Below are 25959 nucleotides of genomic sequence, written 5' to 3' on the forward strand. Positions count from 1 at the left end.
CCACCCAAGTTACTATTTTTAAGTGCAACTTAGTATGAAGTATTTTTTTGTTGTTTTTTGAGCTTACTTTATAAAGTTCTTGATTTTTGAACTGACTGTAGTTCTAGCAGTGCTAGTCATAAAGCCAAGTATTTTCTGCAAAATCATCATTTGTTGATGTTTGTCGTTCTGCTAGTTTTTCAGATGAACGATGTGATTTTTTATAATTTAGTGGATTGTAGTTTTCCTTTACTGGTTTGATAGCACTAGTTTGTTTAGCAACAACTTGAGATTTAGTTTCTGCTGCTTGTTTGAAAGCATTAATTTCTTCTATCAGTTTGGAATTTGCTTCTGCAAGTTGTAGTGCTGTTTTTTTGGTTTCGTCAAGTTCTTTTGTTAGCTGTTCTGCTAAAATTTTTTGTTCCGAGACTAATGTTTTTTGTTGTGATAGTTTTGATTTCAAATCTACTATTTCTTGTTCTAGAGCAGCTTCCTTTTGATGACTTTTTTCGAGATTGTTTGTCAATTCTTTGACAGTTGCTTCTAAATCAGCTTTTGTAGGATTTGTGCGCCTAGTAGTAGTTGGTTCGGGTATTGGTGGTGAAGATTCTTCATCAGTTGTAGCCTCTTCCGGGGCTATTTCTTGAGCGGAAACTTCAATCACAGATTCATCTTCTGGAGATGTAAATTTTTGTGCTTCTTGTTGTAGTAAATCTGATAAACTTTGTTTTTTAGCCATTATTTCCTCCAATCACGCTGTAATTCATCAGCTGCGCGGCGATAGTCTAACTCCGCTTCCCGTGCATTTCCTCCTCGCCATTGAGTAATCGCTACACCTTCAAGCGCGGCTCGTTCGTGAGCTTTGTAAGTGCGAATCAAGGTATTAAAAGCAGGAATACCTAGCCGTGTCAGAGTTTTTTTTGCTTCTAGTGCTTCCCCGATGCTGCGCGTATCGACTTTAGTGAGCAATACCCGATGGGGGGTTCCCAGGGGGATAACGGCTTCCTTGACTGTTTCCACGAGGACAGCTAAATCCATTGCAGACGGGGGTGTAGGCAAAACTAGATAATCTGCGATCGCAACTACCGCTACTAATGCTTCAGAGCGCAGCGCGGGAGGCGTATCCACCACTACTAAATCGTAACCTTTTATTTTTCCCAAATCACCTAAAAGTGTTGGATCTGTTTCTTGAGATAAATCAAATCCCATTCCTTGCTGACTACGCCCGAACCACCAACTGGCAGAACCTTGAATATCTGCATCAATCAGCAACACCTTTTTTTTCTTCGCGAAGTTTGCAGCTAAGTTGATTGCGGTAGTCGTTTTACCGACTCCTCCTTTACCGTTGAGAATAGCGATGATTTTTGACACTGCTTGCTTCCGATGCTGAGTGTTGAGTTAAGAGTTAGGAGTTAAGAGTTAGGAGTTAAGAGTTAGGAGTGATTTTTGTCCTTGTTCTCTTTAGTCTTCCCAGTCCCTAGTCACCAGTCTCCAGTTCCCAGTCCCTAATGATGAATATACCGCTTTCTGTGACCCGCAATCACATAAAAACTCGTAACAATAAAATTTAGCAGCTATTAATTCCACGAATTTCTATGACAACAACTTACAATCTACCTGATGGGCCTCAAATACCGCGCTGGCTGCGGACGATCAAGTTTATTAGTCAGCCTGTAAAATATGTGGATGATTTTGCGAAAATTTACGGCGACAGTTTCACTATTCAAAGTAATCCTTCAGACAACCCCATTGTTTACTTTAGTCAACCAGAAGCACTTGAGCAGATTTTTACATCTGATTTGAGTAGTTTTGAGGTTGGCAGGGGCAATACGGGGCTGAGATTTTTACTTGGCGATCGCTCTTTCATGCTATCAGATGGCGAACGTCACCAGCGGCAAAGACAATTATTAGCTCCTCCTTTTCATGGCGAGAGAATGCGGGCTTATGGCGAGGATATCCGTCAAATCACACAACAGGTAAGCCATCAATGGCAAATGAACAAGCCTTTGAAAATACGTAATTCCATGCAAGAAATCACTTTGCGTGTTATCCTGCGGGTTGTGTTTGGTTTGGAAGCAGGAGAGCGATTTGAGGAATTAAGGCGATCGCTAAGTGATTTACTAGACTTCATGACTTCACCTTTAATGTCTAGCGCCTTCTTTTTCAATTTCATGCAAAAAGATTTTGGTACTTGGAGTCCGTGGGGTTGGATTCTCCAACAACAAAAAAAAATCGATGAACTTATTTATACTTTGCTTCGGGAACGTCGCGCCCAACCCCAGCAAAATCGCCAAGATATCCTTAGTTTGATGATGGCTGCTCGTTATGACGATGGTCAAGGGATGTCAGATAAAGAATTGCACGACGAATTAATGACTCTTTTAGTCGCCGGACATGAAACTACAGCTTCGGCTTTAACATGGGCATTTTACTGGATTGATTATTTACCACAGGTGCGTGAAAACTTGCTGCGGGAACTCCCCACTGTTGCTGCTAACACAGATTTGAGTACCATTGCTAAATTGCCTTATTTGACAGCAGTTTGCCAAGAAACATTGCGAATTTATCCCATTGCCATGAATGCTTTCTTCCGAATTGTTAAAACCCCAATTGAAATTATGGGTTACAAACTACCAAAAGGAACCCTAATTATTCCCAGCATTTATTTAGCACATCATCGCGAACAAGTCTATCCACAACCCAAACAATTCAAACCAGAAAGATTTTTAGAAAGACAATATTCACCTTATGAATATTTACCATTTGGTGGTGGTAATCGTCGTTGTATTGGCATGGCATTTGCTATGTATGAAATGAAAATTGTCTTGGCAACTATTTTGTCAGAATTTCAATTATCCTTAGTCAATAAACGTCCCGTGCGTCCCGTGCGCCGTGGTTTAACCACCGCCGCACCGGCTGGAATGCGAATGATTCCAAGCCCTCAAGTAAAACTAGCAAATACACCAGCGTTAGTTTAACAACTAATGGTCTATCGCATTAATTTTGATGAGTTTGTAGTAAGCACTTCAGTGCTTAAAAATCAAGGACTAAAGTCCTAACTACAAACTTATTTATCTCTCAGAACTAATAGGACAGACCACTAGTGGTCTGGCAACCCAAAATTGCTGGGTTTGTACTGGGAAAAGGGTAAAGGGGAAGGGGGAAAAAATCAAAACCTTTTCCCTTTACCCCTTACCCTTTACCCCCCAAAGTTGACTTGCCACGTTAGTAGTAGCGTGTCAAGGCTAAAATAGTGCATTAGTAAACTCTTGTGGGGTGGGCATCCTGCCCGCCGTAACATTTCACAAATGATTTGTGATTGCTATAGAACTACTTGGAATTTCTTGTTGCTCGGCAAGTTTTTCATAATGTTCTTTATCGCGATATTTAATTACTCTCATAGGTTGATTTCCAACAATTGCTAAAGGTTCTACATTAGCAGTGACCACTGTCCCTGCTGCCACAATTGCACCATCGCCAATGGAAACTCCGGGAACAATTAAAACATTTCCACCAATCCAAACATTGCGGCCGATGCTAACAGGCTTATGAATATAAACGTTATGTTCGTATGGCAAATTATTACTTTGATAGTCGTGATTTGCAGACAGAATCACAACATTAAATCCCAGTGTTGTATTATCACCAATTGTGATTCCGCCACGTCCATCTAAAATAACATCTTGTCCAATGTAAACTTTATTTCCCAGAGATACATTTTGCGGATGTTCAATTCTCACATCTCGCTTAAATCGTAAACCTGAGCCACCAAATTTTAACTGACTCTTCAGTTGTTGATGCTTATATCTCTTGATTTTGCTTTCTAAATATTCTTCCCACTTTACCAAATGAGGTATTAATCGTCGTTCAAATACTTGCTCTAATTTATTGATAATTTTTTCTTTTATTTGTTTCATAAAACCTTACATAAATTTGATTCCCCTCTACTTTCAACCAGGAAAATAAAAGAAAGAAGGGACTTTATTTAGTCATTAGTCATTAGTCATTAGTCATTAGTCATTGGTCATTGGTTATGAATTATTCTCTTTGTCTCCCTTGTCTCCCTTGTCTCCCTTGTCTACCTTGTCTCCCTTGTCTAAAAACTGCTGTAATTTTATGTAGTTATTTATCAATCCAGATTAATAACAACTTTGCCAAAGTGAGCCGCACTTTTGAGATAACGATATGCTTCTCGCGCTTCATTAAATGGAAAAACTCTATCGATAATTGGTTTAATTTGATGTTGTTGTATTGTCTGATTCATAGCCTCAAACATTTCCCGACTGCCAACGTAGATTCCCTGAACTGTTAAACTTTTAAAAAGTATTGGCATGGGGTCAATTTCACTTCCTCTACCCGACAAAACGCCGATTAAACTAACACGTCCGCCTATGCGGACTGCTTGCAATGATTTTGGTAGAGTTCCAGCACCACCTACTTCAACTACATGATCTACACCTGTGCGATTAGTTAATTGGTAAACTTGCTTTTCCCAATCTGGTGTTGTTTTGTAATTGATTGTTTCGTCAGCACCAAGCTGTTTGATTCGTGCCAACTTTTCATCGCTGCTAGAAGTGGCGATCGCTCTAGCACCATGTATCTTAGCAAACTGGAGAGCAAAAATCGAAACTCCCCCAGTACCTAGTAATAAAACGCTATCACCAGGGCTAATATTGCCTTTTGTCACCAATCCATGCCAAGCTGTAACTGCTGCACAGGGTAATGTCGCTCCTTCAGCATAGGATAGATGGTCTGGTAAAATTACTAAGCCATCTTGGTGTAATATGACATACTCAGCTAACATACCATCGATACCGCCTCCCAGATCGGATTTCATTTGTTCTCTAGTTAAAGAGCCATAAATCCAATCTTGGAAGAAAGTAGCAGCGACGCGATCGCCTATTTTCACCCGTGTTACACCTTTGCCCACCGCCACAACTTCCCCCGCACCATCAGACATGGGAATCAACGGATATTTCTGTCCAGCACCGTAGGCTCCTTCAATGACGAGCAAATCACGGTAATTTAAAGATGTTGCTTTCACTTGAACCAAAACTTCACCAGCTGCGGGTTTTGGTTCCGGGCGATCGACTAATGCTAGGGCATCAATACCGGCATTGCTTTGAATTTCGTAAACTTTCATAGTTCATAATAGTAAATGGGAAAAAAGCCAAAAGCTAAGGGAACTGCAAAAAATAAATTATTCCAGTGAATGCGTTGAAAGTTGGAGGTTCACAGTTAACAGTCAACAGTCAACAGCGAACAATTGCTCAATTTCTAATTTTCAAAATCAGTATTTGCTGCTACTGCTTCCCATGCATCCAATTCAGTAGTTAATGAAGCAATTTTCTTGCGGAACTTGCTGTAAGCGTACTTACCCAGCACCAAACGCAATGGCGGATTTTCTGATTCCACAACCTGAATTAATACCTCAGCAGCTTTTTCTGGATCGCCTGGTTGAGTGCCTTCAATTTTTTCTAGAAACTCTAAGAATTTTCCCACAGTTGGTTTGTAGGCGTCCATGCTATTGGCTGCGCGGTCAAGCGATCGCCCAATAAAATCAGTACGGAAAGGCCCTGGTTCGACAATTGTCACTTTGATACCCAAAGGTGCAACTTCGCCATGTACAGCTTCCGACACTCCTTCTAAAGCGAACTTAGCACCACCATAGATGGAAAAACCGAGTTCATTGTTGAATCCAGCAATTGCAGACATATTGATAATATGCCCACTTTTTTGCTGTCTCATAATTGGCAATACTGCCCGGATCGTGTTAATTGCACCGAATAAATTAGTATCAAAATTACGCCGAATTTGCTCATCACTGACCTCTTCCAGCGCTCCAATTAAACCATATCCAGCATTGTTAACTAGCACGTCAATTTGTCCAAATGCTTTGAGGGCTTCATCTACTGCTGCTTTGACTTGCACAGGATTAGTAACATCTTGAGAAACTGCCTTAACTGTATCTGGGTATTCATTGACCAAATCTTGAAGTTGCTCAGGCTTACGGGCAGTGGCAATTAAGCGATCGCCTCTTTTCGCTACTGCTTGAGCCAAATTGCGCCCAAAGCCGCTAGAACTACCAGTAATTAACCAAACTTTAGTATTTTTATTAGACACGATAGATTCCGCTGAGTTTCCATCAGTATTTTAGCTATTGAGTAACAATACTGGGCATTGGACATTCTTGTAGAAGTCGGGAAAAGGGGAAAGGGAAAGGGGGAAAGGTTTGGTATTTTCTCTTTTTCCTTTGACCCCTTCGGGGTTCGCCAGTCGCTCATGGGGGAAACCCCCAAGACCGCGCTGGCTCACCTTTTTCCTTTGACCACAAGAGTGCAAAAGGTCTATTAAAAAAGCGGAATATGGGTTATCGCCAATCATCCACAGCAAAAACATCCGGGCGATTAAATCCAGGTTCATTAGGTCTGTGCATTGCAACTCCAATGATTTCGCTGCGAAAACCACGAGCCAACATCCTGCGATAAGCTTCATCTCGACTGGTATTAACACCAGCGATTAAACGTGACATCCCTTGAGCCACAGTCAATGCTTCACACAAATCTAATAATTCCTCGAAACGTTCCCCCGCATTGTTTCCAGAATATACAGCACCGAATCTCACAAAGCAAGTATTACTACCAGCTTCGGTTCCTGGGCCATAATGACAAACTGCAAATCCTGACAAGCCTGTGTCATTCCATAACAATACTGTATCCCCCAGTCCTTGAGCCTGGACTGTCTGAATTTCTCTTGATAAATCCAGTCCTTCATAAATAGAATTGCTGAGTTGAACAATTGCCTCCAGAGTTTGGGCGCGTTCGTTCTCACTGAGAAGTGAATATCTATTTCTTTGGGGTATTGGCTGTAATTGTTCTACTTTTTTTGCCAAAATTGCAGTTAGAAACCGCAGACGAAAACCAAATTTTTGATATAGGATGTGATGCTTGGGACTTTGAGCAAAAGTAAACAGTCCCATCATGGAAGTATTAGCTTCAGTAAGGTAAGCAATGGCAGCTTCAACAAGATGTTGACCTACTTTTTGGTTCCAAAAGTCTGGATGAACGCTCAACGGCCCAAAGTAGCCAAAACTTCCCCAATCTATTGCTAGGTTAGACCCAATTAATTTTCCATCAATCTCAGCAGCAAACACTGAATTGGGGTTGGCTTTCCACCGATGATGTATATAAGCAGCATCCCCGTAAAACTCAGTTGGTTCAGGTAGTCCGATAAAAGTACCAAAAGCCAACCGAAAAATATGGTCAGCAGCAGCTAATTCATTTTCTTGGAGTAATCTAATAGAAACACTCATCTGTTAAATATAGTGGTTTTTAATTGAATGGAATACACATTTGAAAATTGAATCATTGTAGGGGCGCACAGCTGTGCGCCCCTACTGTAGTCTATTCAACTTCAAATTGCCATAACTGCCGTTAGGCGGGTGGGAAGTCTGTCACAAACATTTTTTGAATCTAGTTCATCAAGCTAGAGAGAATTCATGAACTGCTGTACCTTTTCTAACAGTGGCCGATGTTCAATTTTATCAGCTAACTGTTGGGCATTTTGATAGCATAATCGTGCCATTTGTTTGCGTTTGGTTGTGGCGTAAAGGCTTCCCATATTCAATAAAGTAGAAATTTCTCCCAGAGAATCCCCCAGTTCTTGATAAATGGCAATGGCTTGTTTGTAGAACTTCATGGCTTGGCGGTGTTGGGTGAGGATAGTGTGGGTAAAACCAATGTTGTGAAGGGTTGTTGCTTCACCCGCTTTGTCGCCAATGGCTCGACGTGTCAAAAGAACTTGATAATAAAGTAGTAGGGCTTGTTTGGGTTTTCCTAAATCGCTATAAACTGAAGCAATATTATTCAAGGTGGTTGCTTCAGCAACTAAATTTTTCACAGCTCGTTGAATCGGCAGTGCTGCTTGAAAATATTCTAGAGCTTGGTCAAACTTGCCTAAAACGCTGTAAGCAAAACCAATACCATTTAAAGTCGTTGCTTCACCAGAAAAGTCACCAAGCAATCGACGCATTGTCAAAATTTGGTTTTGTAGCAGCAATGCGCGTTTTGGTTCTCCCAATCGGGTATAAATCAGTGCTACATCATTGAGAGTAGAAACTTCTCCTTGGATGTCTTGCAATTGTCTGAAAATGAGAAGCGCTCGATCAAAATATTCTAATGCTTGGGAAAAACGTCCCAGACGGCTGTAGGTAGAACCTAAATTGCTCAGTGCAGTTGCTTGTGCGGAGGCGTTGTTGATTTCAACAGCCACACTCAGCGCTTGTTGAAATCGCTCTAATGCTCTTTGAGGTTGCCAGCAACCCAGATAAGCTAAACCAAGGTCGTTCAATGTGTAACCTTCCCTGGCTCGGTCTGGAATTGCCCTTGCTAACTGTAAATTCTTAGTCACAAGATCGAGATACTCTTGAAATTTTCCCCGCTGGTAATAGTGGTTTGCTTCATCGCGGCGTTGTTCCCACTCTTTGACAGGATTTAAAGATTGCGTCATCTGACCTCAGTTGCACTCTGCGATAAATAGGCAAGATATTTCTTGGGATGAACTTCTCTTAGGTTTCCCAAATTTTAGTTAATCTATATCTTCTACCTTTAGATATAAGACGTAAAGAGAGAAGTATGGTAATCTTTCATACTTAAAAGTATACCCATGAAGTAATTAATACAAACACACTAGTGAAGATTGATGACAGTTGACTGTTGACGGTTAACTGTCAACTGTTGACGTAAAATTTCATCTATTTGAACCACAATCCCTGGTAGGGGCGAACGGCCGTAGCCTACGCCTTTACAATGTGGTTTATTTACCTGGAAATTGCTGTAAGAGTGGTAAGACTGACGCAAAAATCATGTAATTTCGTCATTAAGAGCAATAGAGAAGTAATCCGCCCTGACGCTGGGATTGCTTTCCTACACTACATTCTGGTGGCAATGACAATATCGGCGTTGCGTAAGTCCTAAGAGCCAAATTTTTACTCGAAATCAGTGTGCGTACTTGACGATCGCAAAATGTGAAGCAGTGAAAACAAATAGATTAATATTGTATAGTGTTTGACTATGCAATTGAACTAACAACTGTTAAAAGTGTGTTTTTGCCAAACATGAATATAATGCTCTTATTATGAGCATCTACCAATCTCTCAACAAAAAATCATACACACAACACGGTCGCGGTGAAAATGACTGGCGGTTGTTTTTGCGTTTAGTGCCTTATGCCCGTCGCAGTGGCACACTGTTGGCACTTTCAATGTTCTTACTCGTACCGCTTGCCATCGCTAATGCCGTACAACCGCTGTTAATTGGACAAGTGATTTCCCTAATTCGTAAAGAATCGAGTATTTACGAATTCCTGAGGAATCGTCCATTCCCACAAGCGCTAAATATTTTAGAAGGGTTATTGCTGATTTCAATCGTCATCCGCTTGGTGTTGACAGGTTATCAGGGTTATCTCGTACAAAAGTTAGGGCAACAAATTACCACAGCAATTCGCCAGGATTTATTCCAACATGTAACATCTCTGGCGGTACGTTTTTTTGACAGGACACCAGTAGGGAAATTAATTACTAGAATTACCAGTGATGTGGAAGTGTTAGGCGATGTCTTTTCCACGGGAGCCATCGGTATCCTGTCCGATTTCTTATCGATGCTGGTAATTATTGCTTTAATGTTTTCTATTCAATGGCAACTTGCTTGCTTGTTACTATTGATGTTGTTACCAATTAGTTGGGTAACAATTTATTTACAAAAACAGTATCGCAAAGCCAATTATAAAGGGCGGGAAGAACTTTCGATACTTAATTCACAACTACAAGAAAATGTAGTTGGTATTAATGTAGTGCAGTTGTTCCGCAGAGAAAAATTTAATGCCGAATTATTTCGTGCCACCAACAACCGCTACACTCAACAAGTAGATAAAAACATTTTTTATGATGCAGCTGTTTCTGCCACTTTAGAGTGGATTGGATTAGTAGCGATCGCGGGTGTTTTGTGGTTGGGTGGTTTGATGCTTTTGGATAAAGAGTTGACTTTCGGTACTTTATCGGCATTTATTTTATATGCCCAACGATTATTCGATCCATTAAGGAACTTTGCCGAAAAATTTACCGTAATTCAAGCTGGTTTTACTGCCATTGAACGCGTCGGCGATGTATTAGATGAACCGATAGAAATCCGCGATCGCACTAATGTGCGCTACTCAATTCTTGATGCCAAATTCGGCTACATAGACGAAATAGTTGCAAATTTAGAATCTCCTGACCTCGAATCACCACCGGAACTCGGAGAAATTCGTTTTGAACACGTTTGGTTTGCTTATAAAAACGATGATTATGTCATTAAAGATTTAGATTTCACCATTCATCCTGGTGAAAAAATTGCATTAGTCGGCCCCACGGGTGCGGGTAAAACTTCCATTATTCGCCTGTTGTGTCGTCTTTACGAACCCACACAAGGACGCATTCTCATTGATGGCATAGATATTAGAGAAGTGCCACAAGCAGAACTGCGGCGTTATATGGCAGTAATTTTACAAGATGGTTTTGTGTTTGCTGGTGATGTGAAAAGCAACATTTCCTTAGGAGATGGTTATACAATTGAGCAGATTCAACAAGCAGCAGAAAAAACCAACATTGCCCAGTTTATAGAAGAGTTACCTAATAGCTACGATACCCAACTCCGAGAAAGAGGCACAAATCTTTCTAGCGGACAAAAGCAACTTTTAGCCTTTGCCCGTGCAGCCATTCGCGATCCTCAAATATTAGTATTAGATGAAGCCACAGCAAGTTTAGATGTTGGCACAGAAGCTTTAATTCAAGAAGCATTAGACCAGCTTTTGTTCAGACGCACCGCAATTATTATTGCTCACCGTTTATCTACAATTCGCAATGTAGACCGGATTTTTGTTTTGAAGCGGGGGGAATTAATCGAAGAAGGAAGTCACGAACAATTACTCCAACAAGGTGGACTTTATGCTACTTTACATAACTTGCAGATGTTGGGAAGTTAAGTGACGAGTTTATTTGTCTAATTCTTGATTAGTAGGCATTGCAGGGTAACGAATTATATTAACCGTTCTTTCAATCGAAAGTAGATGATATCATGTCCGGTAAGTTACTTGTGATATGTCATTGCGAGTGCAACGAAGTGGAACGACGCAATCGCAAGAATTCTGCGATTACTTCACTTCGCTATCGCTACGTACCCTGCGGGAACGCCAAGGGCGAACGTAATGACAAGCATTTAGCTGGACTTGATATGAAACGAACTAAATACTTTTTTGTTGGCATACAAACTCCCTAAGAAGGCCCGACTGTTGCGATGAATGCTCTTGTATCTGGAAATGATTATTAGCTAATACAACAAAAAGTAAAACAGCAACTCCACCACCTAATAACTGAAGTTGCCGCATTTTCACGAAAGTCTACTTTGGCTGATTGAAAACCTCTAATCTAAGCCAACGCCGCTACTTTCTCTAACAATCCTTGAAACAACTTTAAGCCATCGCTGTTGCCCAACATGGCATCAGACGCCCTTTCTGGGTGCGGCATCATACCCAAAACATTGCCTTGGCGATCGCAAATCCCCGCAATGTTGTTCAATGAACCATTGGGGTTCTCTCCAACATAGCGAAACAACACTTGGCCGTTATCTTCAATTGCTGCCAAAGTGTCTGCATCAGCATAGAATCGTCCTTCGCCGTGGGCAATGGGCAAAGTGATAACTTCATCACTGTGATAAGCTTGCGTCCAAGGCAGATTGGTACGCTCAACTTTCACAGGGACGCGATCGCAGATAAAATGCAAATCTCGATTTTTAGTCAACACCCCCGGCAACAAACCAGCTTCAGTTAATACCTGAAAACCATTGCAAATACCGAGGACAAACTTACCCTTTTGGGCATGTTCGATGACCTGCTGCATCACAGGGGAAAACCGCGCGATAGCACCACAACGGAGATAATCCCCGTAACTAAAGCCACCAGGTATAACAATAACATCCAAATCAGCAATGTCCGTATCTTGATGCCAAACCATGCGAGTTGGTTGCCCTAACAAGTCTCTGGTGACATAAGCAACATCGCGATCGCAATTAGAACCGGGAAAAACAACAACACCGAATTTAGTCATTTGTCAATTGGATTAGGGAATTGGGCATTGGGCATTGGGCACGGGGAAAGGGAAAGGGGTAAGGGGAAAAAGGAAAAGATTAAATTTTTCCTTTTCCCTTTAACCTTTAACCTTTTCCCCTGCCCCCTCTGCTCCCCATGCCCAGTCTTTAAAACACCCCAGTCTGTGATTCAACTTCAATCAAATCAAAGCGATAATTTTCAATCACCGTATTTGCTAGCATTTGGTCACAGATGTTATTGAGGTCTTGACGCGCTTTTTTTTCATCTGGGGAGACGATGGTGAGTTCAATGTACTTACCAATCCTCACTTGCTCAACGGTAGTGTATCCCATTTGCTGAAGACCGGATTGTACAGCCACACCAGCAGGGTCTAAGACTGAAGGACGAAGTGTCACGTGAATTTTGGCTAGATACTTCCTTTGCACGGCTTTTTGCTGAATGCTGCGATCGCTATACTATAACTTTCTGTTCCAAGTGAGTGAAAATAAGATTACGAAGCAGTTAGGGTTAATTTATTAATTAGCCAGTCCAACAGCTTCAAATTCCAGTGGCATATTTAAATAATTGTCTATGACAGTCATACGCACCCGCAGTCAAGAGCGTATTTTGAACCTGCTAAAAAGCATCAAAAAAGGCATTTCTGCTCAGGATATTTATGTAGAATTACGTAATAGCAATCAAGGTATGGGTTTAGCGACAGTTTACCGTTCCTTAGAAGCCTTAAAACTAGAAGGTATGGTACAAATGCGGAATTTGGCTAACGGTGAAGCCCTTTACAGCCTAACCCAGCAAGACAAACACCATCTGACTTGCTTGCAATGCGGTACCTCAATTCAAATTAATCAATGCCCAGTCCATAACCTAGAAGACCAGCTAGAAACCAACCATAAATTTAAAATTTTTTACCACACCTTAGAATTTTTTGGCTTATGTAGTCAATGTCAAACTTTGTAAGGGGCATTTGGTATTGGGCATTGGGCATGGGGCAAGCAGGAAGTGTGGGAGGGGTGGGAGGTGTGGGAGGTGTGGGAGGATGAGGAAGAAATCTTTCCCCCCACACTCCCCACACTCCCCACACTTCCCTATCCCCTCATCTCCCCATCTCCCCATCTCCCCACTCCTCACCCAACGCGATTATTCCCCGTGGATGTTTCCGCGCTAAATAACTGGTTAGAGTTTCCATTAGTAGCCTCGGCAACAATGGAACGCATTCCTTCTAAGGTGGCGGGAATAGTGCGGGGATCCATAAACATGACTTTGCTGCTGTCGCTGCTGCCAATTTTGGTACCCATTTCTAGATAATTTTGGGCAAGTAAGAACTGCAACGCTTGTTGTGCGTTGGTTTCAGATTTGAGAGTATTGGTGATAATTTGCAATGCCTCTGCGGTTGCTTGGGCTTTGAGAACTTGTTGCTGACGTTCCGCTTGCGCTTGCAAAACAATGGTTTTTTGTTGCGCTTCCGCTTGCAAAATTGTTGCTTTTTGGCGAGCTTCTGCATCTAAAATTTGTGCCTCAGCTTTACCTCTGGCGGTATTAATGGCAGCTTCTCGTTCCCCCTCAGAATTGAGAATTGCTGCCCGTCGGCGTCGTTCTGCTGACATTTGCAATTCCATTGATTCTTGGACTGCTTGCGAAGGAATAATATCGCGCAGTTCTACCCGCGTCACTTTCACGCCCCAAGGATCGGTAGCAATGTCCAAATCCCTTAACAATAGTTCATTAATTTGGGTACGAGCAGTAAAAGTTTGATCTAACTCTAGTTGTCCCATTTCCGAGCGAATTTGAGTTAGCACCAAATTCACCATCGCCGACTGGAGATTTTCCACTTTATACCAGGCTTTTTCCATATCCACGATGCGCCAATAAACCACAGCATCTACTTCAATGCTCACGTTGTCGCGGGTGATGCATTTTTGGGGAGGAATATCTAAAACTTTTTCGCGGATAGTTTCTTTGTAAACAATTTTATCTAGAAAAGGAATAACAAAATTCAAACCAGGTTCTAGCTTTTTGTTATAACTACCCAACCTTTCCACCAAAGCTTCATTACCTTGATTTACGACTTTCACAGACCCCGCTACAGCAGAACCGCCAAGGGCTAAAAAGACGAGTAAAAATAATTGTTCCATTTTGAATCTCCTGATTTTTTAATTAAATATCTATCACTAGAAAGGGGAAATATCGGGGAATGGGGAGATAGGGAGGTAGGGAGAGGGGGGAGACAAGGGAGACAAGGGAGACAAGGGAGACAAGGGAGACAAGGGAGACAAGGGAGACAAGGGAGACAAGGGAGAAAGATTGCTACCTTGTCTACCTTGTCCTCTTCCCATGCCCAATGCCCCATGCCCCATGCCCAATGCCCAATGCCCAATGCCTAAGAATGCAACAAATTTTCTGGTATCACAATTAAAGTCGTGCCTTCTCTTCTGACCACATACACTTTTTGATGGGGCGCTATGCTGAATTTGTCGTCGTCACATCGTGCTTGCCAAGAATTTCCCTCGTACAGGACTCGCCCTGTTTTTCCAGGTGGAATTTCTGTTAGGGTTTCAGCGGTGACTGCATTTTGAATTTTTGAATTGCGTCGTCGCGGTTGCAAAAAGCGACGAGAAACTACAATTAGCGTTGTGGAAAGCAACAGCCAAATGAGAATTTGCAACCATAAATTTGTTAATCCGACTCCAGACAACAGCGCCACAACAAAAGCGCTAATTCCCATCATGAAGGCAACGAAAGCAGATGGTAAGAATAGTTCTGTTAAACATAGAACTGCTCCTGCAAGAAGCCAAATTAAAGTAAAACTTGGCATAGCGCTATCCTATGACTCTACATTGACGTAAATGCATTTATAAGATTAGATACACCCAGATGTAAGCTATTAACGGAAAGCAAAATTTGATTTTTTTACATAATTCTTTGATTAATTTCAGTAACAAGGTGTAACCAGGGGTACACAAGTCCAGTCTATTCTAGCCTTCAAGTTGTTGACAGCTAAATTTAATTGAAATTCATGAGTTGATTTGTTTCTTTTCATTTATACCTTTATGATTTCTATTCAACCAAAAATTTATTGTATAAATCCGAACTGTCAAGACCCCATTAATCCTGAAGAAAATGCTGTTTGTGCCAGTTGTCAAACTCCCCTAGTTCGCCGCTATCTCTGGGCTGTAGGCTCGCTACCCGCTAAAATACCACCAGGGACAAAGGTAGCAAATAGATATGAAGTAATTAGATATCAAGTTTGGCTCGATAGTCAACCAGGACTGCCACCAGATGTACCTGACAAATTGCCAAAAGCAATAGTTCCTTACTTACGGTTGTATCAAGAAAGATTACATTTACCCCAGGTTTATGGGTTTGCTCGTGGGGTTGAGGGGAGTGCAGGTGATATCCTTTTGTTGGAAAATGTACCCATAGATGAAACGGGACATATTTACCCAAGTATTGCTGAGGTATGGGAGCAAGCAACGGCTGTACGACAAGTTTATTGGCTGTGGCAAATTCTTCAACTGTGGAAGCCTTTATCTGAATTGGGACTTAGCCGCAGTTTATTAATGCGAGATAATTTGAGAATCCAAGGTTGGTGTGTGCGATTGTTGCAACTTTATCAAACACCAACAGCTGAGGAAGTGAGTTTGCAACATTTAGGACTATGTTGGCAGCCTTGGCTAGCATCTGCCAAAACATCTATAGCTAAACGATTGCAGAATATAGTCCAGCAAATGTGTGAAACTGATGTGGAGTTAGATGATATTGCTACTCAACTCAATAATTTATTATTAGCATCTGCGGCAGAGTTACCGTTAAGTCTCAAGATGACAGGCTTGACGGATACAGGGAAAGTGATGGTGCAAAATGAAGATTCTTGTTACCCTAATGAACTGAGTGATTTTGACGATCGCTTACTACCCCACTTATCAATTGTTTGCGATGGCATTGGCGGACATGAAGGTGGTGAAGTTGCTAGCCGCTTGGCAGTGGAGTCTGTGAAGTTGCAAATTCGCGTTTTGTTGGCGGAGATAGCAGCACAAAATCAAGTTGTATCGCCACAATTGTTACAAGAACAGCTAGAAGCCAGCTTGCGAGTGGTTAATAATGTGATTTGTGCCCGCAATGACGAACAAAAACGTCAAGGCAGAGAACGCATGGCCACAACTATTGTTATGGCTGTGCAAGTTCCACAAAGAATTGAAACTATTTCTGGTCAGCCATCAAACAACAGCCACGAACTATACTTAGCTCATGTTGGTGATAGCCGTGCTTATTGGATTACTCCAAATTATTGCCAACTATTAACAATAGATGATGATGTCACAGCGCGGGAAGTACGTTTTGCCAAAAGCTTGTATCGTCAGGCACTTTTAAGACCAGATGCTACTGCCTTGACTCAAGCTTTGGGAACAAGAGATTCTGAATCTTTGCGTCTGACAACTCAACGTTTCATCCTAGAAGAAGATGGTATCTTATTGCTGTGTTCTGACGGTTTAAGCGATCGCAACTGGGTTGAACAATATTGGTACGATTACACAAAACCTATATTTGCAGGTATGGTGACACTGGAAGATGCTGCCCGCAATTGGATTAACCTAGCAAATGAAAAAAATGGGCGTGATAATATCTCAGTTGTTCTAACTTATTGCCGTGTTTCCCCAGAACACATAGCACCTGTTACTCCCACACCGCCAGTTGAAGTTCTAGAACCAGAAATTGAACAACTACAAGAACAAGAAGAATTACAAGAATTAGAAGAAGAACCAATTTCTTTTATAGAAGATTCGCAAGAATCACTAGAATTAGATTTAGATTTGAATACTCCAGAGGAACCAGTTCCAACCCCTACAACCCCAGAAGAAATTCCACCAACTTTAATTAAAAAACCTGCTTTGCGTAAACGTTTACTAATGCTTGGGGGGTTGTTGGCTTTCCTTGCAGGGGGTACAAGTATGGGATTAATTGCTTGGCGACAAATTAATCCTCAAGGTTTTGAACAAGTGTGTCGGCAAATACCTGCAATGCAGCAAATGTGTTCTGAATAGGGTATTGGGCATGGGGCATGGGGCATTGGGCATTGGTTGAGTTTGGAGAGTGGTTACAGCCAACTCCGGAGTGGTGTAGTCAAAATTTAGAAGCGATCGCACTACATATAACTTTACATAACTTTGACAAGGGCGATCGCACTACACATCTTCAAGCATTGAATAAAGTAACGTTTTTTAACTCATAGGCGCTGAATCCATATTCCATATTTTGCCATCAGGGTAGTTTATGAGTCGAAAAACCGAAAATTAAGTATTTATTAAATATTTGCTTAACTGTCTTAAATGTCTTAACTGTCCTTGCGTTGTGATTAAAAATCTGAGATTTTCAGACAAAGTAACATTATATATTCCTATTAATACTTAATAGTCTTCATGCCATTGTCTTCATTGATGTCGAGCGAATGTATACAATCAGCGAACAGTCAACCAAAAAAGCTTGGGCAGGTGCGATCGCCGAACCAGCCAAAGAATTTCCTCTTACCCAACTGCCAATTATCTCTGGTAAAATACCGGATGGCTTACGTGGCAAACTTTACCGCAATGGCCCCGCACGACTAGAACGTGGCGGTAGGCGGATGGGGCACTGGTTTGATGGAGATGGAGCAATTCTGTCTGTAAATTTTACTGATGCAGGAGCCACCGCAGTTTATCGCTACGTGCAAACAACTGGCTACAAACAAGAAGCCGCAGCAGATAAACTGCTTTACGGTAACTATGGTATGACTGCGCCAGGAGCTTTTTGGAATCAATTGCTCAAACCAGTGAAAAATGCTGCTAATACTTCTGTCATCGCACTTCCAGATAAACTCTTAGCACTGTGGGAAGCTGGTAGACCCCATGCCTTGGATTTGCAAACTTTAGAAACTTGGGGCGAAGATGATTTAGGAGAGTTAAATAAAGGATTACCCTATTCCGCACACTACAAACGCGACGACCAAACAGGTGAGATTTTTAACTTTGGTATCATTCCCGGATTAAATGCCAAACTAAATATTTATAAGAGCGATGCCACTGGCAAAATTATCCAACAGACAACATACCCTCTGGATGGCATACCAATAGTGCATGATTTTGTTTTAGCAGGACAATATCTTGTATTTTGCATACCGCCAGTGCGGCTGAATTTCTTTCCTGTATTGCTAGGAAGCAGCTTTGGTGATGCCCTAGAGTGGAAACCTCAGTTGGGAACTCAAATTTTAGTCTTCGATCGCCAGACATTATCTCTAGTAAGTCGTAGTGAAACCAAGCCTTGGTTTCAGTGGCATTTTGTCAACGGTCATTTAGATGCTAGTGGTTCAGCAATTATAGATATTGCCTGCTACGAAGACTTTCAAACAAACCAATATCTTAAAGAAGTACCCACAGGTAAAACTCATACCTCTGCTCAAAGTACACTAACACGAGTACATCTTCAACCCCAAACTGGCAAAGTTACATCTATTGAGCAAATACTAGACCAACATTGCGAGTTCCCAAAAGTACCAGACCAAAATGTAGGGCAAGCCTCTCGGTATACATATTTTTCCTCATTTTCCAAAGGAACAGATATTAGCCAAGAAATAGTAAACGCCATTGCCCGTTTTGATTTCCACACCCAAACCCTTGTGGAAACAAACCTCAAACCAAATCTTTATCCTTCAGAACCACAACCTGCTCAAGATGCCCAAAACCCTCAGCAAAGTTGGGTAATAACTGTGGTCTACGATGGTAATTCTCATAGTAGTGAAGTTTGGGTATTTGATAGCGATCGCCTAGACGCAGAACCTGTTTGCAAACTGGGATTACCAAGCGTTATTCCTCATGGTTTCCACGGCACTTGGAATTCTGCATAAAACAGAATTGAGAATTGGTGAATACTCTATTTCAGATGCGACGCTCGTTCGCGCAGCCTGCCGTAGGCAAGACTCGCTACCGCTGTGCTATCAACCACTCGTACAGAATTCATGACTTTATTATGACTCAGGATTTGCTGAATTCTCCTTATAAAGAAAATTTCTATTGATTTGAGATGACTACAATCGATCGACAATCAACCAAAAAAGCTTGGGCAAAGGCGATCGCTAAACCTGCAACGGAATTTCCTCTTACCAAATTACCAGTTCTCTCTGGTAAAATCCCCGATGGTTTGCGCGGTACACTTTACCGTAATGGCCCAGCACGCTTTGAACGTAGTGGTATACGTGTGGGACACGTGTTTGATGGTGATGGCGCAATTTTGGCTGTTCATTTTACCGATGCTGGAGCCACTGGAGTCTATCGCTATGTGCAAACAGCAGAATACCAAGCGGAAACACAAGCCGATCGCTTCCTCTATGACGTTTATGGAACGCACAAACCAGGCCCGATTTGGCAGCGTTGGTTCCAGCCGATCAAAAATGCAGCTAATACCTCAGTTTTGGCTTTACCTGATAAATTATTAGCTTTGTGGGAAGCAACTCATCCCTATGCCCTGGATTTACAAACTCTCGACACCATAGGCTTAGATAATTTAGGAGCCTTACCCAAACAATTACCTTATTCTGCTCATTACAAACGCGATGCACACACAGGCGAGATTTTTAACTTTGGTGTCAGTATCGGCACTTCTGTACAACTGAACCTTTACAAAAGCGATAACACTGGCAACATTATCCAAAGAAATACTTTCAATTTAGGTCGCTACTCTATCATCCATGATTTTGTACTGACGCAAAAATATCTTGTGTTTTTCATGCCACCAATGAGCATGAAATTACTACCATTAATTCTCGGTCTGACCACCTTTAGTGATTCTCTGTTGTGGAAGCCACATTTAGGAACCCAAGTTTTGATTTTTGACCGCGAAAACCTATCCCTAGTTAGTCGTGGTGAAACCGATCCTTGGTTTTCTTGGCACGTTGGCAATGGATATGAGGATGAAGAAGGCACAATAATTCTAGATTTGGTGAGATATTCAGACTTTGAACAAACTAATGAATTCTTGAGAGAATTTGCCACTGGTGAAACACACACACTTTCTCTGAGTACGCTGTGGCAAATACGTCTCAATCCCCTAACTGGTAAAATTATCAGCGCCCAAGAAGTTGTCAACCGTAGGTGTGAGTTTCCAGTAGTACAGCGATCGCAAGTTGGACAACCTTGGCGTTACACTTATGCATCTTTAATCGGAAAAAATGCCGATGCTAGCAAAGAATGGTTCGGCACGATCGCACGTTTTGATTACCAAACTGAAACTCTCACCGAAGCAGACTTAGGAGAAAATCGCTATGTCACAGAACCCATCCACGCCCAAGATAGCCAAAATCCTGAACAAGGTTGGGTGTTAACAGTAGTCTACGATGGTAATTCTCATAGTAGCGAAGTTTGGGTATTTGATAGCGATCGCCTAGATGGAGAACCTGTTTGCCAACTGGCATTACCGAGCGTCATTCCTCATGGTTTCCACGGCACTTGGAATCCTGCGTAAAATTTAGCTTTTGTGGAGTTTCCTGATTCCACAAACAACTATTAAGGCTAAAGCTAAATATCACATTTTTTCGTTTCAACTGACAATTCAAAAAAAAATCAATCTTTAAATCATCATGAATAATCTCAAGCTTTTTCAGGTTAGTGGACGAATTTACGAAGCCGAAAGTAATTGTGGTATTCCTAACTTAATTATCGAAGCCTTTGACAAAGATGTTGTTAAGAACGATAAATTAGGGCAAGCAAAAACTAATAGCGATGGAGCTTTTGAAATTGCATACTCCGAAGCAGATTTTAAAGGCAAATTTGAGATATTTGAAAGCAGTCCCGATTTATATATTGTAGTCAAAACACCTGATAAGAGTAAAATCTTGTACAGCAGCGAAAAGACTATTCGTAATAATGCAAAAAATCATGAGCATTTTAATGTAGCGATTCCCCAAGCTATCTTACTTGCAAGTAGAGAAAAAGCTGCAAAAGATGATAAGCAATTATTAAAGCTCCTCGTTGGTATTGCCTGGATCGATGGAGAACTCGAACCAGGAGAACAAGAATTCTTGCAACGAATGGCAAAGGAGAAAGGACTGGCTGACGATCCAGAGATTAAATCCTTGTTATTGTCCGATCGGCCAGTACCGCTAGAAGAATGTTATGGCTGGTTACAAACCTATTTAAATAGTGAAAACAAAGATTTTCAGGAGTTGTATGAAGCTATAAACTCACTGATGCATAGCGATGGTGAGTTGGATAGTGAGGAAAAGGAACTTTTAAAAGAGCTGACAGCCACAGACATAGGGAACAACTCCAGCCGCCAACTGACTCTACAGCGTCGATTCATGAGCATGATGCTTGATAGCAAATTCCTGGCGGGCGTAGTTCAGATGGAGCGATCGTCAATGGTTAATCAAACAGCTTTAGGGACTGGCTATTATGCTCGCGTTCCCTACCAAGCGATCAGTCGCTTCAGCTTCACTGCGAATATCAAAACTCTCGCGGATGATATGGCGAAGCTTTATTTAACTGACAACTTCGCTCCAGTCAAAAAAGAAATCACTGCTGATAATCTCATAGTAGAAGGCGAACTTCCCAAAGAATTAAAAGGGATGTTTCTCCGCAACGGCCCCAATCCCCAATTTAAGCCTACAGGACTTCATCACTGGTTAGATGGAGATGGAATGCTCCACTGTGTAGAGATGAGCAATGGCAAAGCTAGCTACCGCAACCGTTACATCCGCACAGATGGGTTTAAAGTCGAGCAAACTCAAGCCAAAGCAATTTGGCCTGGACTGCTAAACTTGCCAAGGTTTGACGCACCCCACGGCTTGATGATGAAGAATACCGCCAATACTTCATGTGTATTCCATGCTGGTAAATTATTGGCTTTGTGGGAAGCTGGCGCACCCTATGAAATCCGGCTTCCAGATTTAGAAACTGTTGGCGTATATACCTTTAACGACAAACTCGCTTCCACCTTTACAGCACATCCCAAAATTGACCCAGTGACGGGTGAAATGATTGTGTTCGGCTTCGCACCCATCGCTCCACCTTATCTTGAATATAGTGTCATTTCCAAAGAAGGGGAATTAAAGCGCACCGTTCCCATTGATATACCAGCCCCGGTGATGATGCATGATTTTGCCATTACTGAACACTACACCATCTTCCTAGATATGCCGCTCACCTTCAAACCGATGCGAATCATGCAAGGTCAGCTACCTATTAAATTTGAGGCTCAAAACCCCAGCCGTATCGGTATCCTACCCCGCCACGGGGATAATCGAACAATCCGTTGGTTTAAGGTTTCTGCCTGTATGCTCTACCATGTGGGCAATGCTTGGGAAGAAGGTGACGAGGTGGTACTCTTGGCTACCCGAACACCCGATACCTATCTGTTTATTCCTCAAGAAGACAAAGGTGAAGGTGGGGAAACTGAGTTTGAACAATTCCGCCTGTATCGCTATCGAATCAACCTAGTGACGGGTGTTGTGAAAGAAGAACCTTTAGATGATGTTGCTACAGAATTTCCCCGCATCAACGATGATTTCACGGGGCGGAAAACACGTTATATGTATGCTTCACGGCAAGCAACATATATGAGACCCAGACTATTATTGGATGGTCTGATTAAGTATGACTTGGAAACTGGTAGCTCCCAAGTGCATGAATTTGGACGTGGGCGCTTTGGTGGTGATAGTGCGTTTGCACCTCGCCCCGGTGCTAGTACTGAAGACAATGGTTGGTTGCTGACGATGGTCTGGGACGCGGTAGCCAAGCAGTCTGAATTACTGGTTATTGATGCCCAAAACTTTACATCCGAACCTGTGGCGCGGGTAATTATGCCTGGGCGCGTTCCTTACGGATTTCATGCTACATGGATTTCTCAAGCACTTGTAGCAACTCCTAGCTAGAAACCAAACCTCAATTTTAGCCCCTTGTCAAACTGTTTTCTGGAGTAAAAGTGCAAAAGTGCTTTTTAGACTCTTGTGGTCAAAGGGATAAGTAAGTCGGTGAAATAAAACCAAACTATGTAAAGAAAAGTAAATAAGGCTCAAACTCTTTCTCCCCCTGCTCCCTGCTCCCAGCAAGAACTGCCTTATCCCAACAATAATTATTTACATCGGCCTACTTACATCTTTATTGGGAAAAGGCAAAATACCAAACCTTTCCCCCTTTCCCCTTCCCCTTTTCCCGACTTCTAAGAGAAGTCTATTTGTTATGGGTGAAAATTGGTGAGAGAGTTGACCTAAGGAACATCCTGGAGTGAAGATAAAAAGGTTATATGTCTTGCCAAAGCAGTCAGGACATCTGATATCGCTTGATTTTTTCGTTTCCCTGGTTTTGGGGTGAAAGCGGAGGGTGAGGGCGATATACGCCAACGCGGCAAAAAACTAAGAAAAGTATGCACGGATGGCTAAAACGTGCCTGGACGCGGAGGGTTAAATGCGCCGTCGCCCCCCTATGAAGCGTCAAGAAATAGCTGATTAAATCAAATTTTGGGCGATTTAATCATATATTTTGTAGCAGATACTTGTGGAAAAGCAAATGCAAGGTGTAAATGTTGTTATGAAAGTTGGCGATCGCGTGCGCGTTAAAGATTCGGTGGTAATCTATCATCATCCAGAACATCGAAATCAGCCTTTTGACCTCAAAGGCACAGAAGGCGAAGTCATAGATATTGTCACTCAATGGCAAGGTAGACCTGTAAGCGCTAATCTGCCGATTTTAGTCCAGTTTACTAAAAAATTCAAAGCTCATTTGCGTGAAAATGAGTTAGAAGTTATTTAATTCAACGGCGGCGAAACCACTGGAAAATATTCAGTTCGCCGCGCATTTTTTGTAAGTCTTGGCGGTTGCGTTCTGCTGTAGCATAATACCATTCACAATAACGCCGAAACTCTTCCCGTGTCTGAACTTCATGATAAAACTGATGGGTTGTTTGGTAAACGGCAAAGCTTTCCTCAACTTGAGGTGGAGGCGAGGGAATAATATAAGGTAAATTTTTAGACATAATCTTAATAAAGTTAGGAGTTAGGAGTTAGGAGTTAGGAGTTAGGAGTTAGGAGTGAGGAGTTGGGAGTTAGGAGTTAGGAGTTGGGAGTTAGGAGTTAGGAGTTAAGAGTTGGGAATTGAAAAGTTAGAAGTTTGGAGTTAGGAATTGAGAATTAGGAGCCTGCAATTGTAGTAATTACTGTACTCATAATTAATAAGTTCTAACTCCTAACTTGATAATTAATAACTTTCAACTTTCAACTCTTAACTCCTCACTTTCAACTTTTAACTCCTCACTTTCAACTCCTAACTAAATTAAAGCCAACCACGTAACCAATAGACGAAAGAACCAATATATTCTTTTAAAGCTGTGGTAAATTGGTGCAGGTTATCGGTATCTGGTAATAGGTTCAGTATAGCGGCTTTGGGAGTGCTGCCGAGTTCTTGCAGTTCCCCTTCACTGACGAGGAAATCAGTAGGTGCGGCAATCACGTTAATTCCTTGACGTTGAAAAATCTTGAGCGATCGCGGCATATGCATTGCTGAAGTTACTAATAATACTTTTTTGATACCACGCGCTTCAATAATTTTTCGGACATTGACAGCGTTTTCATAAGTATTTAAAGATAATGGTTCTTGGATAATTGCCTGGGATGGAATACCTATAGACGTGAGGATTGTGGCCATATCTGCCGATTCTGGGGAACCGCTACCACGCCAATCGATGCGCCCGCCACTGAGGATGATTATGGGTGCTTTTTTTTGCCGATAAAGTTGGGCGGCGTAAATGACGCGATCGCCTGATTCGCTCAAATCAACAGTAGGTCTTGGAGGGAAAGCTGATTTGGTAGCGCCACCCAACACCACAATCGCTTCTGCATTAGGTATTTCGGTGGTGGTGAGATTTTGCCATTCTAGCGATCGCACTAACGATTTAGCAATCCAGGCATTACTACAAAACAGTAGTAAAGTTAGTGCCAAAGTAATGGCAATGGCAGCAATGCGCGGTCGTTTCCACAATGTGACTAAAGCTACTATCAAACTGACGCAAGCCAGTCCTAGTGGGTAAAAAAATAGTGGTAGTAATTTGGAAAGATATAAAAACATATTGGGTATTAGGGACTGGGGAATAGGGAGGTAGGGGAAAAGGTTAAAGGTTAAAGGGTAAAGGGTAAAGGGATAAATTTAACCTTTCCCCCTTACCCCTTTCCCTTTCCCCCTTCCTAATGCCCCATCCCCAATCCCTATCTTTGCCAAAACCTAAAATTAATACTTCCACTGGTACGACGGGAACGGCGGGTGGGTCTTCTTCTTTGGCGTTTGTTGATCCTTTGGTTGGATTCTTGAATTTCAGTTTCTTCTGATTCTTCAACTTCCAATTGAGTTTTAGCTTCTTCTTTACTTCCCCACCAAGCAGTAATCCATCCTCCACCCAAGGCGGCTATTGCACCCAGGAAAATACTCATGGGTGCTGGATATCCCAAAGATACAAAACCAAGCATGAAAAATAACCAGTATTTCAATCCTGTATCAACGCCATCAGAGGAGGCTACTGTTGGAGGTTGAGGACTATTATTGGTTGCACTTGTAATCCAGGTGAGGATAAAGCCCCCCAAAATTCCTAAGAAGATGCTTAGGGGGACTGGCGAACCGGTCATGATTAATATAAATGTTAAAAATGCGCCAAATAATAGCTGAGAAAAGAAGCTAGGAGAAATAGTAAAAAAGTCGTTTTTTTTGTCTGCCATAATCAATTTTGGATTTTGAGATTTTGGGGAATCCAAGGGGAATTTTGGATTGAAACAGTGCAGCTTCAGCAAATCATAAAGTATGGGATTTTAAATTTGGGATTTTGGATTTGTTGGAT

At 41.9% G+C, this 25959-nt stretch carries 26 protein-coding genes; 11 read left to right on the top strand and 15 right to left on the bottom strand.

Translation table 11 applies throughout. From position 1 onward, the window contains the following. Positions 1-112 precede the first annotated feature (112 nt). Both VF06_RS03450 and VF06_RS03455 read right to left on the bottom strand, forming a co-directional pair. On the bottom strand, positions 113-718 hold the full coding sequence (locus VF06_RS03450; RefSeq protein WP_099067387.1) for a hypothetical protein: 606 nt from the start codon (positions 716-718) through the stop codon (positions 113-115). Continuing rightward, complete coding sequence (locus VF06_RS03455; protein ID WP_099067388.1) at positions 718-1350, bottom strand: AAA family ATPase; 633 nt, start codon at positions 1348-1350, stop codon at positions 718-720. The genes VF06_RS03450 and VF06_RS03455 overlap by 1 nt, the downstream gene beginning before the upstream one ends. 224 nt (positions 1351-1574) lie before the next feature. On the opposite strand from VF06_RS03455, the gene VF06_RS03460 reads away from it, so the two are divergent. Continuing rightward, positions 1575-2957, top strand: a complete 1383-nt coding sequence (locus tag VF06_RS03460) for a cytochrome P450 (protein WP_099067389.1) — start codon at positions 1575-1577, stop codon at positions 2955-2957. A 324-nt stretch (positions 2958-3281) separates the two neighbouring features. On the opposite strand, the gene VF06_RS03465 is transcribed toward VF06_RS03460, so the two are convergent. The 6 genes from VF06_RS03465 to VF06_RS40240 form a co-directional block, all read right to left on the bottom strand. Then, the gene (locus tag VF06_RS03465) at positions 3282-3896 is read right to left on the bottom strand and encodes an acyltransferase (RefSeq protein ID WP_099067390.1); all 615 of its coding nucleotides are present in this window, start codon (positions 3894-3896) and stop codon (positions 3282-3284) included. 212 nt (positions 3897-4108) lie between these two features. Continuing rightward, positions 4109-5122: a zinc-dependent alcohol dehydrogenase family protein gene (locus VF06_RS03470; RefSeq protein ID WP_099067391.1), complete on the bottom strand. Its 1014-nt coding sequence runs from the start codon at positions 5120-5122 to the stop codon at positions 4109-4111. 134 nt (positions 5123-5256) lie between these two features. Further along, the gene (locus tag VF06_RS03475; protein WP_099067392.1) at positions 5257-6102 is read right to left on the bottom strand and encodes an oxidoreductase; all 846 of its coding nucleotides are present in this window, start codon (positions 6100-6102) and stop codon (positions 5257-5259) included. Between the two features lie 247 nt (positions 6103-6349). Then, a complete protein-coding gene (locus tag VF06_RS03480) occupies positions 6350-7291 on the bottom strand; it encodes a GNAT family N-acetyltransferase (RefSeq protein ID WP_099067393.1) in 942 nt (313 codons plus the stop codon). Between the two features lie 173 nt (positions 7292-7464). Then, on the bottom strand, positions 7465-8487 hold the full coding sequence (locus VF06_RS03485) for a tetratricopeptide repeat protein (RefSeq protein ID WP_099067394.1): 1023 nt from the start codon (positions 8485-8487) through the stop codon (positions 7465-7467). Between the two features lie 179 nt (positions 8488-8666). After that, positions 8667-8837: a hypothetical protein gene (locus tag VF06_RS40240; RefSeq protein ID WP_180267329.1), complete on the bottom strand. Its 171-nt coding sequence runs from the start codon at positions 8835-8837 to the stop codon at positions 8667-8669. A 277-nt stretch (positions 8838-9114) separates the two neighbouring features. On the opposite strand from VF06_RS40240, the gene VF06_RS03490 reads away from it, so the two are divergent. Together VF06_RS03490 and VF06_RS38890 are read left to right on the top strand one after the other, a co-directional pair. After that, a complete protein-coding gene (locus tag VF06_RS03490; RefSeq protein WP_099067395.1) occupies positions 9115-10998 on the top strand; it encodes an ABC transporter ATP-binding protein in 1884 nt (627 codons plus the stop codon). Positions 10999-11090: 92 nt separating this feature from the next. After that, positions 11091-11291 (top strand): hypothetical protein, encoded by a 201-nt coding sequence (locus tag VF06_RS38890; protein WP_143861733.1) that lies wholly within the window; start codon positions 11091-11093, stop codon positions 11289-11291. Positions 11292-11440: 149 nt separating this feature from the next. Here VF06_RS38890 and purQ read toward each other — a convergent pair whose 3' ends face one another. Beyond that, a complete protein-coding gene (purQ, locus tag VF06_RS03495; RefSeq protein WP_099067396.1) occupies positions 11441-12118 on the bottom strand; it encodes a phosphoribosylformylglycinamidine synthase subunit PurQ in 678 nt (225 codons plus the stop codon). 148 nt (positions 12119-12266) lie between these two features. Then, positions 12267-12545: a phosphoribosylformylglycinamidine synthase subunit PurS gene (purS, locus tag VF06_RS03500; RefSeq protein ID WP_099067397.1), complete on the bottom strand. Its 279-nt coding sequence runs from the start codon at positions 12543-12545 to the stop codon at positions 12267-12269. A gap of 145 nt (positions 12546-12690) precedes the next feature. Between purS and VF06_RS03505 the strand changes: the two genes are divergently transcribed. Then, positions 12691-13074 carry a Fur family transcriptional regulator gene (locus tag VF06_RS03505; RefSeq protein WP_099067398.1) on the top strand — a complete coding sequence of 128 codons (384 nt, stop codon included), beginning with the start codon at positions 12691-12693 and terminating at the stop codon, positions 13072-13074. Between the two features lie 167 nt (positions 13075-13241). Here the strand turns inward: VF06_RS03505 and VF06_RS03510 are convergent, their stop codons facing one another. Next, positions 13242-14249 carry an SPFH domain-containing protein gene (locus VF06_RS03510; RefSeq protein WP_099067399.1) on the bottom strand — a complete coding sequence of 336 codons (1008 nt, stop codon included), beginning with the start codon at positions 14247-14249 and terminating at the stop codon, positions 13242-13244. On the opposite strand from VF06_RS03510, the gene VF06_RS38900 reads away from it, so the two are divergent. Beyond that, positions 14241-14498 (top strand): hypothetical protein, encoded by a 258-nt coding sequence (locus VF06_RS38900; RefSeq protein WP_143861734.1) that lies wholly within the window; start codon positions 14241-14243, stop codon positions 14496-14498. The two genes, VF06_RS03510 and VF06_RS38900, sit on opposite strands and share 9 nt — an antisense overlap. Here VF06_RS38900 and VF06_RS03515 read toward each other — a convergent pair. Beyond that, positions 14495-14929, bottom strand: coding sequence for an NfeD family protein (locus VF06_RS03515; protein WP_099067400.1), 435 nt, complete (start codon positions 14927-14929; stop codon positions 14495-14497). The two genes, VF06_RS38900 and VF06_RS03515, sit on opposite strands and share 4 nt — an antisense overlap. 235 nt (positions 14930-15164) lie before the next feature. Here VF06_RS03515 and VF06_RS03520 point away from each other — a divergent pair, with 235 nt between their 5' ends. From VF06_RS03520 to VF06_RS03540, 6 genes are all read left to right on the top strand, one after another. Continuing rightward, positions 15165-17156 carry a 4-Cys prefix domain-containing protein gene (locus tag VF06_RS03520; RefSeq protein ID WP_099067401.1) on the top strand — a complete coding sequence of 664 codons (1992 nt, stop codon included), beginning with the start codon at positions 15165-15167 and terminating at the stop codon, positions 17154-17156. 17 nt (positions 17157-17173) lie between these two features. Further along, positions 17174-17344: a hypothetical protein gene (locus VF06_RS40250; protein ID WP_180267328.1), complete on the top strand. Its 171-nt coding sequence runs from the start codon at positions 17174-17176 to the stop codon at positions 17342-17344. 216 nt (positions 17345-17560) lie between these two features. Then, positions 17561-18991 carry a carotenoid oxygenase family protein gene (locus VF06_RS03525; RefSeq protein ID WP_099067402.1) on the top strand — a complete coding sequence of 477 codons (1431 nt, stop codon included), beginning with the start codon at positions 17561-17563 and terminating at the stop codon, positions 18989-18991. A gap of 176 nt (positions 18992-19167) precedes the next feature. Then, entirely contained in the window at positions 19168-20604 is a 1437-nt protein-coding gene (locus VF06_RS03530) for a carotenoid oxygenase family protein (protein WP_099067403.1), read from the top strand. Between the two features lie 115 nt (positions 20605-20719). Beyond that, positions 20720-23011 carry a carotenoid oxygenase family protein gene (locus tag VF06_RS43345; protein ID WP_099067404.1) on the top strand — a complete coding sequence of 764 codons (2292 nt, stop codon included), beginning with the start codon at positions 20720-20722 and terminating at the stop codon, positions 23009-23011. 655 nt (positions 23012-23666) lie between these two features. Beyond that, complete coding sequence (locus tag VF06_RS03540) at positions 23667-23888, top strand: ferredoxin-thioredoxin reductase variable chain (RefSeq protein ID WP_099067440.1); 222 nt, start codon at positions 23667-23669, stop codon at positions 23886-23888. Between the two features lies 1 nt (position 23889). Here VF06_RS03540 and VF06_RS03545 read toward each other — a convergent pair whose 3' ends face one another. From VF06_RS03545 to VF06_RS03555, 3 genes are all read right to left on the bottom strand, one after another. Continuing rightward, positions 23890-24111, bottom strand: coding sequence for a hypothetical protein (locus VF06_RS03545; RefSeq protein WP_099067405.1), 222 nt, complete (start codon positions 24109-24111; stop codon positions 23890-23892). A 296-nt stretch (positions 24112-24407) separates the two neighbouring features. After that, on the bottom strand, positions 24408-25199 hold the full coding sequence (locus VF06_RS03550; protein ID WP_099067406.1) for a YdcF family protein: 792 nt from the start codon (positions 25197-25199) through the stop codon (positions 24408-24410). A gap of 137 nt (positions 25200-25336) precedes the next feature. Beyond that, positions 25337-25840, bottom strand: a complete 504-nt coding sequence (locus VF06_RS03555; protein ID WP_099067407.1) for a hypothetical protein — start codon at positions 25838-25840, stop codon at positions 25337-25339. Positions 25841-25959: the final 119 nt, after the last annotated feature.

The sequence above is a fragment of the Nostoc linckia z4 genome (assembly GCF_002608075.1).
Classification (GTDB): Bacteria; Cyanobacteriota; Cyanobacteriia; order Cyanobacteriales; family Nostocaceae; genus Nostoc; species Nostoc linckia.